At 37.5% G+C, this 13,269-nt stretch carries 7 protein-coding genes; 3 read left to right on the top strand and 4 right to left on the bottom strand.

The features are described 5' to 3' along the window. Positions 1-249: 249 nt before the first annotated feature. Positions 250-2,043 (bottom strand): aspartate--tRNA ligase, encoded by a 1,794-nt coding sequence (aspS, locus tag ACFIJJ_RS02840; protein WP_375645847.1) that lies wholly within the window; start codon positions 2,041-2,043, stop codon positions 250-252. 132 nt (positions 2,044-2,175) lie between these two features. On the opposite strand from aspS, the gene rnd reads away from it, so the two are divergent. After that, positions 2,176-3,333 (top strand): ribonuclease D, encoded by a 1,158-nt coding sequence (gene rnd / locus ACFIJJ_RS02835; RefSeq protein ID WP_375645846.1) that lies wholly within the window; start codon positions 2,176-2,178, stop codon positions 3,331-3,333. 530 nt (positions 3,334-3,863) lie between these two features. On the opposite strand, the gene ppx is transcribed toward rnd, so the two are convergent. Both ppx and ACFIJJ_RS02825 read right to left on the bottom strand, forming a co-directional pair. Continuing rightward, positions 3,864-5,381 carry an exopolyphosphatase gene (ppx, locus tag ACFIJJ_RS02830; RefSeq protein WP_375645845.1) on the bottom strand — a complete coding sequence of 506 codons (1,518 nt, stop codon included), beginning with the start codon at positions 5,379-5,381 and terminating at the stop codon, positions 3,864-3,866. Positions 5,382-5,387: 6 nt separating this feature from the next. Continuing rightward, positions 5,388-7,568 (bottom strand): RNA degradosome polyphosphate kinase, encoded by a 2,181-nt coding sequence (locus tag ACFIJJ_RS02825; protein ID WP_375622402.1) that lies wholly within the window; start codon positions 7,566-7,568, stop codon positions 5,388-5,390. Positions 7,569-7,886: 318 nt separating this feature from the next. Here ACFIJJ_RS02825 and ACFIJJ_RS02820 point away from each other — a divergent pair, with 318 nt between their 5' ends. Further along, positions 7,887-8,135 carry a zinc-finger domain-containing protein gene (locus ACFIJJ_RS02820; protein WP_375622401.1) on the top strand — a complete coding sequence of 83 codons (249 nt, stop codon included), beginning with the start codon at positions 7,887-7,889 and terminating at the stop codon, positions 8,133-8,135. 64 nt (positions 8,136-8,199) lie between these two features. After that, positions 8,200-9,420: an FAD-binding protein gene (locus ACFIJJ_RS02815; RefSeq protein WP_375645844.1), complete on the top strand. Its 1,221-nt coding sequence runs from the start codon at positions 8,200-8,202 to the stop codon at positions 9,418-9,420. Positions 9,421-9,629: 209 nt separating this feature from the next. On the opposite strand, the gene dnaE is transcribed toward ACFIJJ_RS02815, so the two are convergent. Then, positions 9,630-13,097 (bottom strand): DNA polymerase III subunit alpha, encoded by a 3,468-nt coding sequence (gene dnaE / locus ACFIJJ_RS02810; RefSeq protein ID WP_375645870.1) that lies wholly within the window; start codon positions 13,095-13,097, stop codon positions 9,630-9,632. Positions 13,098-13,269 lie beyond the last annotated feature (172 nt).

Genomic DNA, 13,269 nt, shown 5'->3' with positions numbered 1-13,269 from the left:
ACTCCCGAATATTATAGAGTTCTTTCATTTCTAATTTATTCATGATCAAGCAATCATAATTATTTCCTCACCTATCACAAGGGGAAGAGCCACTATAGAAACAAGGAATAAAAATGCCTCGTAAAAAATCAACACAATAGCGTTTTTACCTATCTAAATTTTACAAACAGTACATACACACCGATGGCTTTTGAGAGGCACAAAAACTTCACTCTACGTAGAAAAGATGAAAACAATCCATTATCAACTTTATGAGCTATTTTTGTGAGTAGGAGCCATGCGGATTCCTAAATCACGTAATTGTGTAGAAGAAACCTCAGACGGAGCACTCATCAAAAGATCAAGTGCTTGTTGATTCATAGGAAATAAAGCAACTTCACGCAAATTTTTAACACCTTGCAACAGCATAATGATGCGGTCAATTCCCGCAGCCATACCACCATGTGGTGGAGCCCCATAATGGAATGCACGATAAAGACCACCAAAACGATCTTTCACAACTTCCTTAGAAAGTCCTACAAGTTCAAAAACTTTAAGCATCATTTCTGGTAAGTGATTACGAATTCCACCTGATGCAATTTCATAACCATTGCAAACAAGATCATATTGAAAAGCTTTAATAGTAAGAGGATCTTGACAGGCAAGGGCATTTTCTCCCCCTTGAGGCATGGAAAAAGGATTATGTCCAAAATCAATCTTTTTTTCATCTTCATTCCATTCAAAAAATGGAAAATCAACAATCCACGCCAAAGAGAAACTATCTCTATCTAGAAGATCTAATTCTTCCCCTACCCTTATGCGTGCTGCCCCAGCAAAAGATGAAAACTTTTTTGGATCGCCAGCTACAAAAAAACAGGCATCTCCACTTTCAAGCCCAAGCTGTATACGGATTGCTTCAGTCCTCTGTTCACCAATATTTTTGGCGATAGGCCCTGCTCCTTCAAATTTTCCTTCTTCTTCACGCCAAAAAATATAACCGAGCCCTGGTTGCCCCTCACCTTGCGCCCATACATTCATACGATCACAAAAAGCACGACTTCCACCCGTTTTAGCTGGAATAGCCCACACTTGTGCATTCTCATCATTCGCTAAAATTTGAGCAAAGACTTTGAAACCAGAATTATAAAAATGCTGAGAAACATCTTCCATAATGATCGGATTCCGCAGATCAGGCTTATCTGAACCATATTTCTGTATTGCTTCATCATAAGAAATGCGAGGAAAGCTTTGTGTCACAGTCTTTCCATCTGCAAATTCTTCAAAAATAGAACGCATAATAGGTTCCATAGTTGCTAAAACATCTTCTTGCTCAACAAAACTCATTTCAACATCTAATTGATAAAATTCACCAGGAAGACGATCGGCCCTCGGATCTTCATCTCTAAAACATGGAGCAATCTGAAAATAACGATCAAAACCTGACATCATCAACAATTGTTTATATTGCTGTGGCGCTTGCGGTAACGCATAAAATTTTCCCTGATGAACACGACTCGGAACCAAAAAATCACGTGCGCCTTCCGGCGATGAAGCTGTCAAAAGTGGCGTCGTAAATTCCGTAAAACCATTATTTTGCATAGCCCGTCTCATAGCCGCAATAATTTCAGTCCGACGCATGATATTTTTGTGCATAGTCTCCCGACGCAAATCAAGAAAACGATATTTTAATCGAATATCTTCTGGATAATCAGGCTCACCAAAAACCGGTAAAGGAAGCTCATCAGATTTTGAAAGAATTTCTACCTCTTGTGCAAAAATTTCAATCTCACCTGTTGGAAGCGTTGCATTAATAACCTCATCAGAACGAGCACACACCTCCCCATCCACACGAATAACCCATTCAGAACGCACTTTTTCAATAACTTTAAAAGCTGGTGAAGCAGGATCAGCAACAATTTGTGTGATTCCAAAATGATCACGTAAATCCACAAAAAGAATCCCTCCATGATCACGAACACGATGAACCCACCCCGAAAGACGAACTTGTGTTCCTACATCACATCTACGAAGAGCCGCACAATGATGACTGCGATAACGATGCATGTTTTTTGCCTTTGATTATAATATTCACATGCGCTACAAACGCTTTTTAATAACCATTTGTCAAGATATGAGAATAAAAACTCAAAAATAAAGTCAACAAAGGACAAATTTAATTTATCGAATTATAATAAAATGATGAATCTTATTACACAAACAACAGATCTTGAAATTGCACTTAACGCTCTACGTACCTCTGATTTTGTAACAGTCGATACTGAGTTTATCCGCGAAACAACTTTTTGGCCTCAACTGTGTTTAATACAGCTCGCCTCACCAGATGTTACAGTTTTGATTGATCCCATAGCACCAGATATTAATTTACAACCATTTTTTGACCTTATGGTCGATAAAAAAGTTGTAAAAGTTTTTCATGCTGCGCGCCAAGATATTGAAACAATTTATCACCTTGGAGGTGTTATTCCTTCCCCTCTCTTTGATACGCAAATAGCAGGATCCATTTGTGGATTTGGTGATTCTATCTCCTATGATCAAATTGTACAACGCTGTACAGGGCATCATCTTGATAAATCCTCCCGCTTTACAGACTGGAGTTACCGCCCTTTGTCTGAAAAACAACTGCTCTATGCACTTTCCGATGTAACTTACTTAAGAGATGTTTACTTGTTATTGAAAAAAAGGTTAGAGAAAAATCAACGAACTCACTGGATGGATGATGAAATAACAATCCTTTTAAATCCTAAAACCTATGATATGCCAGAAAATGAAGCATGGAAAAAAGTAAAAGGAAAAATTAAAAAACCACGTGAACTCGCTGTATTACAAAAGATAGCAGCTTGGCGTGAACGTGAAGCACGAAGATACAATATGCCACGTCGTCATATCATGAAAGATGAATGCCTTATAGAAATAGCCACCCAACAACCAAAAGATGAATCTGCATTAAAACGGTTGCGCGGTCTTAATAAGAAGAATTGGGATAAACTCTCAATTGCGCAATCATTAATCAAAGCTGTCCACGAAGGCTTAGAGGTAGATCTTTCTACTTTGCCCCCCATTCCTAAATATAATCCACTCAATGATACGACAACCGCTGTTATCGACCTGCTCAAAGTGTTATTAAAACTTGTTGCAAACGAAAACAGCATTGCTCCTAAAATTATTGCAACATCCAATGATTTAGAAAAAATCGCCAATGGAGGAATAAAGAAAAATATCCCCGCTATGAATGGCTGGCGCTATGAAATATTTGGTCAAAAAGCCGAACAACTACTAAAGGGACAAATAGGTTTTTACTTTAATGATGGGAAAATAAGCACAAAACAATTTTAATCAAAAGAGAAAAATTTTGCAATCGCACCTTATTAAATTAAACCAATTTTATTTGAAAAATGTAGAAGAGACTCTGAATAAATTTAAAAACATTCTCATTTTAAAAAATCCATTATGCTAGTCATTAGCTACATCAATTAATATATAGGACAACGAAAATATGTTAAATAGAGCCTACTACTGACAAATTTAAAAACTTAATAGTAAATTCTTATTAAAAATGACAGTTAAATCTTTATCTAGTCAACCAAATAGCAATCTTATTTTAAGGAAAATCTAGAAAAATAGATAGTTTCTCATTTAAAAGTTTTAAAAAGAAAAAATTCTTATAATAAAAACATGTCCCATTAAAAAAATAGCAGCCTAGCGTAATAAGAAAGCGCGAAGATATAATATCTCACATTACCATACCTATAAAAAACTTATAGAAATTGCAATTTAACAATCAAAAATGAGCCGCATAGCAACTAAAATACTTAATAATAGCACTTTTTATAAGATATGAAACGCGAATAAATGAGGATAAAAAATCAAAAAATTTCAAAAGCGAGAGGTTGTTTTATTATTTTTGATAACTTCTTTAATCGTCCAAGAGGACGTTCTCCTAATAACCCAGCGTAATTCTTTGGGATCTGCAGGATAATATGATTTGTTTTTTTATGCCACAATAAATGAGGTAAAATCCCTGCAACAGAAGCACTAAAAAGATGAGCAAGACGCATAGTTTCACCAAGAATACGTGCTTTTTCAATTATATTTTGAGTTGCTAACTGAAAAATGGGAAGAGATTCTTTATCAACCAGTAAACTCGTATTGCGAAAAAAAACAGCAAGCGCCGCATAAAGGCGCCCTTCATGAGAAATTCCTGGATAAGATCCTAATGCTATCTGATTTGCCGCTTCATTGCCTCGATAATCTGGATGTATACGCCACCCAATATCAGCAAGAAGGCAAGCGGCTTGACGATAACGGTATTCATTTTCAGTTTCTGAAATTCCAAAAACTTCAAAGGCATTCGTCGTAAAATCAATGAGTTCTTCTGCTTGTTTTGGTGAACGTGCCCGTAAAGTAGCCATTTCAGTGCACGCCGCAATGAGAGGATCTGAAAGTCGAATCGCCTGCGGCAATCGTGAATAAAGAAAACCTTCACGAACGCCAGCACCAGAAAAGATTATCTTTTCAAACTCCATACACTGAATGAGTTCAATAAGAACTATTGCTCCATAAGATAAAAGTTTCCGGCGATTCTGAGAAACCGCTGCAATTCCTCTCATATTATCAATATTACCACTTGCTACAAGACGTAAAAAACTTTCCATTTCAACGGCATCAACTTCATAGCCATGCATAACAGGGAGTCGATAGTGTTTCATTGCCATATGGAGCTTTGCCAAATTACGCCATGTCCCCCCTACAGCATAAAAATAACGTGCTATACCTTTACGCGTACGAGCAACAGAAGATTTATAAAATTGCTCATGTACAATTTTTGTGGCTACAGTAGTATCATTATTTGACATATACTGTAACCGTAATCCCCCTAATGGAAGCGTTATCCCTTCACCCACATCAGAATGATCAATATCAATCAGCTCGAGACTTCCGCCACCAAGATCTCCAGAAATACCCTTTGGTTGATAAAAAGTAGAAACAACTCCATAGGCTGAATACATAGCTTCTTCACTTCCTGAAAGAAGATATATTTTATTTTGCAAAATATCCTCAGCATGCTGAATAAACGCTACACCATTTGTTGCATCTCGTGCTGCTGCCGTTGCTAAAGTATAAACCTCATCTGCCCCAATCTGTCGACAAAGCGTACGAAACCGTTTCAGTGTTTGTAACGCCATTTTCATCGACTTTTCTTCTAAAAATCCCGTTTTTGCCACACCCTGACCGAGACCACAAAGAACCTTTTCATTAAACAAAACCGTTGGTGAGCGAACAAGCCCCTCATAAATAACCAGCCGAACAGAATTTGAACCAATGTCAATAACAGCAACAGGTTTACGCCCTTTTAGCCGACCTTGAGCATCTCCATATGTCATTGGATTTTAGTCTTTATGTGTTTCGGCTTGTTGCCGATGCAACGCAACCAAGCGCGAGACAGAAGATTCAAAAGACTCATTTTTCCCCGCAATACTCGTATTCGCCATAAAATACTCCTGCGCATTAAACAGACTTTCACCTCTCTGTGGTGTGACACGTCTTGATGTTCCGTCCTTAAGTATATCAAAGCTTTGTTGATTATCAATGATATTAGCCAACATAATTTGTAAAAGAATCTGCCGACGCACCATTTTATTAAAAACTGGAACCAATATTTCAATACGGTAATCTAGATTACGAGGCATCATATCGGCAGAGCCTAAGTAAACAAGTGCATTTTCATTGGGTAAATCTTGACCATTCCCAAAACAAAAGATGCGACTATGTTCAAGAAAACGCCCTACAATTGATTTTACACGAATATTATCTGAAATTCCTGGAATACCAGGACGTAAACAACATATTCCCCGCACAACCAAATCAATTTGCACCCCTGCTTGACTGGCACGATATAAAGCATCGATAATTTCAGGATCAACCAATGCATTAACTTTCATCCAAATAGCAGCAGATCTTCCCTGGTGTGCATGAGCAATTTCTCTTTCAATATGCTCTAAGATACGACCACGCAATGTTAAGGGTGAAAAAGCAATCTTCATGGTTTCATTTGGACGCTCATATTGCGCAATATAATTGAACAATAACGCAACATCATGAGCGATAACATCATCTGTAGAAAAAAAAGAAAGATCAGTATAAGTTCTAGCGTTAACGGGATGGTAATTTCCTGTTCCAAGATGAACATAAGAGCGAAGACGTTTTCCCTCACGTCTCACAACCAATGACATCTTAGCATGCGTTTTTAATGCAATAAAACCAAAAATAACTTGAACCCCAGCACCTTCAAGATCCCGTGCCCAACGAATATTTGCTTCCTCATCAAAACGCGCTTTAAGTTCTACCAAAGCAGTCACAGATTTTCCCTGTTCAGCGGCTTCAATCAAAGCGCCAACAATTGGGCTATCATTTGATGTACGATAAAGAGTTTGTTTAATTTCCACAACATCAGGATCACAAGCAGCTTGACGTAAAAATTGGACAACAACATCAAATGTCTCATAGGGGTGATGAATCACGATATCATTTTCACGAATAGCCGCAAAACAATCCCCATTATGTTCACGAATACATTCCGGAACACGAGGAATATAAGGAATAAATTTGAGATCATCACGGGGAATAGAAACAATTTCTGATACCGTATTAAGCGCTAAAAATCCATCAAGGACATTAATACAATTATCAGGAACAGCGAGACTCTTCGCTATAAATTGGCGTAAACTCTCTGGCATTTTTGCGTCAAACTCAACACGAATAACCTGCCCACGGCGCCGCCTTTTGAGAGCAGTTTCAAAAAAATGGACAAGATCCTCAGCTTCTTCTTCTACTTCAATATCACTATCTCGGATTACTCTAAATGTACCAATTCCATTAACCTCATAGTTAGGAAATACCTGTTTAATAAAAAAAGAAATAATATCTTCAGAGGCAATAAAACGAAAATGATTGCCCTTCTGAGGCAGAAGAACAAAACGTCTCAAAAGCATTGAAATAGGTAACAACACTGTGTGTGAGTTCTGATCAGTTCCTCCAGACAATTGAATCGCAAGAGAAAGCCCTAAATTAGGAATAAATGGAAAAGGATGAGTAGAATCAACAGGCAAAGGTTTTAAAACAGGAAAAATTGTCTCAAGAAAATATTTTTCAAGCCATGATTTTTCAATTTCTGAAAGATCATCAGAACAAATAATTTCAATATCATTCTTTTTTAATTCATCACGTAAAACATTCAATTCTCGTAGTTGATGAGCCTGCAGCTTTGAAATCTCAGCTAATACAATATCAAGCTGTTCCTGTGGAGTGTGCCCATCTGCACTGCATACTGTAACATAAGAACGAATTTGAGCCGCCAGTCCAGCAACACGAACCATAAAGAACTCATCAAGATTTGCAGCTGAAATAGAAAGAAATTGTAGACGTTCTAATAAAGGATGTTTCGAATTAGCCGCTTCCATCAAAACACGATTATTAAATTGTAGCCATGAAAACTCTCGATTAATAAACCGTACCGGATTTTTCATTGTTATATTCGATATAGAAATTTTATTTACCACCCTCTGTGCCATATATCCTAAATAATTTTCTTTTATACTTTCTAAAATCTTTGATAAAATATCTCACATAATATTTTATAATATGTTATCATCATAATAATGCGTCAATGCCTAACTTTTTTATTATATTTCCATTTAATATTTAAAAATACTTGAAACGAAGAGCAAAGCACTAAAAGTAAGACAGCTATTTTAATATAGCATAAAAGAGGAGAAATTTGTCTTAAAAAGCAGCTTGCATTATGATACGCTTTATTACAAACTCACGCCTATAAAATAGAAGAGCTCAATCATAGCTGATGAGAAAATTTATTCTGGAGTTTGTACGCCATGGCTGATCACAATATTCCCCATTTCCAAAATGATCTTGGATATAAAACAATCGAAATTGGTGTGAAAGAATTTATGTGTGTAGGCGCTACACAACCATTCGATCATCCTCATATCTTTATCGACATGGGAGCAGCTGATGAGAAAATTTGCCCTTATTGCTCAACCCTTTATCGTTATGTTCCCTCGCTATCGTACAATCAAACAAACCCAACAGGATGTTTATATCATCCAGACAAGCTATTATAATGTGTTCTAGGGTTTTCTTAAATAGCCACTTTTTACACTCTACTTGTTTAATATGAAATCATTTGTGGACCAAACACCCATCATCGTTGGAGGAGGAATTGCTGGTTTAAGCACTGCTTTAGCACTCTCTCATAAAGGAATTGCAAGCACCATTATCGAAAAGTGTAAACAACTTGAAACGATAGGCGCTGGTATTCAATTGACACCAAATGCAACATCTATTCTTGCTCGCTGGGAACTTCTTAACAAACTCTCTGAAGTCGCGACAATCCCAGATTTTCTTGAGTTAAAAGATGGATTATCTTTAAAAATACATCTACGGGCTCATCTTATTAATCTAACAGAAAAATATTGGAAAGCCCCCTATATGACGATTCACCGCGCGGCTTTACAAAAAATTTTATATAATGCAGTGATTGAAAATCCTTTGATCAAATACAAAGCAGGCGAAACAATTGTATCTTCTACCCAATCGGCAACCAACATTAAAATCACGACAATAAAAACAGATACGGCAACAGAACAGCTTTATTCAACGCCCCTCCTGATCGGATGTGATGGCGTTTGGTCAACATTACGGCAACAATCTCCTTTTCATGAGAGAGCAAATTTTAGTGGCTTTATTGCTTGGCGTGCAACAACAACATTTGATAATCTTCCTCAAAACTTTCGTTCTTCATTGCAAAATATGAAGACAATTACGGCTTGGATGGGCCCCCAAAATCATCTTGTTGTCTACCCCATTCAATCGTCAGAAAAAATTTTTAATTTTGTCGCCATTACGCATGGAGAAAATTCAAAAGAAGGATGGGCCCATAAAGGAGATAAAGAAAAACTCAAATCTCTTTTTAAAGATTGGAATTCAAAAATCTTACAAATCTTCGATCATATTGATGAATGGAGCTATTGGCCACTTTTTCAAATGAAACAAAATCGTTTTATCGGTTTAGAGAGACAAGTATTTGTTGGCGATTGCGCACATGCTGCCTTACCTTTTGCAGCACAAGGTGCCGCTATGGCAATCGAAGATGCCGCCACATTAGCAAAAGCACTTTCATTGAAAGATTTTTCATTAACGAAAGCACTTTCGCTTTACGAAACAACACGCACACCCCGTATTGCAGCAGTAAAAAAACGCGGAGATTTCAATAGATTGGCCTATCACGCAACCGGTCCCATAGCAATTGCACGCAATCTCATGATGAAAATTCGTACACCAGAGAGCATTATGTCAGATCTCAATTGGCTTTACATGTATGATGCGATGAGTTCTATAAAAAAATAATGATAAAAACTTATAAAATCCTTCCGGCACTTTGAATATTACGAAAGAACGAGATTTTTTTTAATTTTATGACACTAAAAAAATATCATAATTTACTCAAATAAAAGCTATATTTTTCGAAACCTACAATCCGATTTTAAAAGCTCCATTTTTAGCTCTCCTAAAAGCAAAAACACCACTCAAAATCAGCTCCCATCTTTAATCTTTCTTTAACTCAATTCTACATCAACAACACCCTGAATTAATTTCATAGCATTTGCGACATGTGAATTTACCTTATATCGCTTAGGAAGCGCAATTTCGACTTCTCGCAATCCATCCTCTTGAATTAAAATAAGCCCAACTTCTCCATTCCCCCCAAGATTTAAATTTTGTTCAATTTGTGGAAGCATATCAACTGTTTTTATAAAGAGACGCATCATTTTATGCTGTTGTAATGATTCATTTTCCAAAGACTGAATTGTTTCAATTCGCAAACTAACTCCTTCAGAACGATTTTCTGCGCTCACCGTAATAATAAAAGATTTTCCGGGTTCTAGCATCTCTTCATAATCCGAGAGTGCCTCAGAAAAGAGAACTGCTTCATATTGTCCACTTGTATCAGAAAAATGAATAATTCCCATTTTTTTACCAGATTTTGTTTTGCGCACGTTTTTTGCCACAACAGTTCCAGCAAGCCGTGCAGCCGTTGCTCCCCCTTTAACGGCATTGGCAAAATTACCCCAAGTCTGAATGCGTTTTTTGTTCAGAATAGCTTGATACTCCTCCAAAGGATGCGCAGAAAAGTAAAAACCTATAGCTTGAAATTCTCGATAAAGTTTTTCCGCCATCAACCAAGGAGTCGTTTGCGATAAAATCAAGGGCTCTTTTAATCCGCCTGCCATTCCAAATATATCAACCTGCCCGCTAGAATTGTCATCGAGAATACGAAGTGCACGCGCATGAAGGATTCCAAGATTGGCTAATAAAACCTCACGTGCAATGTTAAAACAATCAAAAGCACCAGCACAAACTAAACTTTCCATCGCACGCTTATTAACAATACGAGGATCAACACGCGCACAAAAATCTTCCAAATCCTTAAAAATCTTATTCCCACGACAAGAAACAATATGATCTACAACAGTTTCTCCCACACCTTTAATGGCAGCAAGAGAATAATAAATACAGTTATCACCAACCTCAAAAACACGATGAGATGTTTGTATAGAAGGAGCAATAACTTCAATACCCAGCCTTAATGCTTCACGCCGAAAATCATTGAGCTTATCTGTATTCGTCATATCATATGTCATTGAAGCAGCTAAAAACTCAACGGGATAATTGGCTTTCATATAAGCTGTTTGGTAAGAAACAATTGCATAAGCAGCAGCGTGCGATTTATTAAAACCATAATCGGCAAATTTTGCTAAAAGATCAAAGATAATATCAGCTTGATCTTTATCCACGCCACCTGCAACAGCTCCATTGACAAAACGCGTACGCTGTTTTTGCATTTCAGCATGAATTTTTTTCCCCATAGCACGACGTAATAAATCAGCTTCTCCAAGCGAATAACCAGCAAGCACCTGAGCAATCTGCATCACCTGTTCTTGATAAACAATAACACCTTGTGTTTCTTTGATCAGATGATCTATTTTAGGATGAATAGAAGCAATTTCCTCTTCCCCATGTTTGCGTGCATTATAGGTTGGAATATTCTCCATTGGGCCAGGACGATAAAGCGCGACCAGCGCAATAATATCTTCAATACGGTCTGGCTTCATTCCAATCAACGCCTTGCGCATACCAGAACTTTCCACCTGAAACACACCAACCGTTTCACCACGTGCCATCATAGCGTAGGTTGCTTCATCATTCAGAGGAATATTTGATAAATCTATTTTAATCCCCTTTCTGGCAACAAAATCAACTGCCATTTTCAAAACAGTAAGCGTTTTTAATCCAAGAAAATCAAATTTTACCAGCCCCGCCTGTTCCACATATTTCATGTTAAATTGTGTAACAGGCATATCAGAACGAGGATCACGATACATCGGGACAAGCTCCCAAAGCGGACGATCTCCGATAACAATCCCAGCAGCATGAGTTGAAGCATGACGATAAAGTCCCTCCAACTGAAGTGCTATATCTAATGCGCGGCCAACAACGGGATCTTTTTTCTTTTCCTCTTCAAATTTAGGTTCATCCTTAATAGCATCAGCTAATTCTACCTGACTTCCTGGCGTGGCAGGAATTAATTTTGTAAGATAATCCACCTGACGATAAGGAACTTCTAAAACACGCCCCACATCACGCAAAACTGCACGCGCCTGTAACTTACCAAAGGTAATAATTTGAGCAACTTGATCACGTCCATATTTTTTTTGAACATATTGAATAACTTCTTCGCGCCGCTCTTGACAAAAGTCGATATCAAAATCTGGCATCGAAACACGATCTGGGTTGAGAAAACGTTCAAAGAGAAGAGAAAACCGTAAGGGATCAACATCAGTAATCGTCAATGCATAAGCAACAAGTGAACCAGCACCAGAACCCCGTCCTGGTCCAACGGGAATATCATGAACCTTTGCCCATTTTATGAAATCTGAAACGATAAGAAAGTATCCAGAAAATTGCATACGCGTAATAACTGAAACTTCATAATCAAGCCGCTGCTCATAATCTGCAATCGTATACCCTTCAGCCAACCCTATTGTTTCAAGCCGCATCTTCAAACCAGCTTTAGCCTGATTTAACAACTCACTATCTTCTACTTCTAAAGTAGTTTCTGAATTAGTGGATTGTTCTATAAAACGAGGCAATATCGGTTTTCGAAGAGGCGAGGCAATATGACAACGCAAAGCAATTTCAACACTATTTTCTAAAGCTTCTGGAAGATCAGAAAACAGTGCAACCATTTCATCTTGTGACTTCAAATAATGATCTGGTGTCACACGTTTGCGATCTGGATTAGAGACGATTTGTCCTTCTGAAACAGCCATCAGCGCATCATGCGCTTCATACCCTTCTCTTTTCAGAAAAAAGGCTTCATTTGTTGCAACAAGAGGAATTTCATGCGCATAAGCCAATTCAATAAGATCAGCTTCTACTCTCCGGTCATAAGAGCCATGCCGTTGTAACTCCACATAAAGACGATCAGCAAAAGATTTTTTCAAATAAATTAAGCGCTCAACAGCATGTTCTTTTTTCTCTTCCGCCAAAGAAAGATTAATAGGTCCTCCCTTTCCTCCCGTTAAAGCAATTATGCCTTCACTGTGTGCCGACAACCAATTCGCTTTAATATGAGGAGGATCAGTATCACATTTATCAAGATAAGCACGGCTAACAAGGCGAACCAAATGAGCATAACCGGTTTCGTTAGCAGCCAACAGAACAATAGAGCAGAAATCAGAAGGATTACGCCATTTAACCAAATGTGAATGATCATTTTCATCACAAAAATCAACAGTAAGCTGACAACCAATAATAGGTTGTACCCCATGAGAAAGACAATACTGTGAAAATTCCAAAGCACCAAATAGATTATTGGTATCGGTAATGGCAACCGCTGGTGCATGATCTGAAATCGCCTGTTGAATAATTTGGGGGATTTTTAAAGCCCCTTCGAGCAAGGAATAAGCGGAATGCACTCTCAAATGAATAAAGCGAGGAAGAGAATTTTTGTTCTCTTGCATTTGCATTTTATTTTTTACCACTCTCACAATTTCCCACTACAAAATAAATGCTAAACAGCACCCCTTATAAAAGAAAAAACTTCTGTTTATCATCAAACTTTAAAGCTATAAATTCATCATGCTACATAGGAGCAATATCCCAATTTTATTAATATTTATAAGAGAGTTCTAT

The sequence above is a fragment of the Bartonella sp. TT29SHDZB genome (assembly GCF_042193395.1).
GTDB lineage: Bacteria > Pseudomonadota > Alphaproteobacteria > Rhizobiales > Rhizobiaceae > Bartonella.
This window is presented reverse-complemented; position numbering and strand designations above follow the sequence as displayed.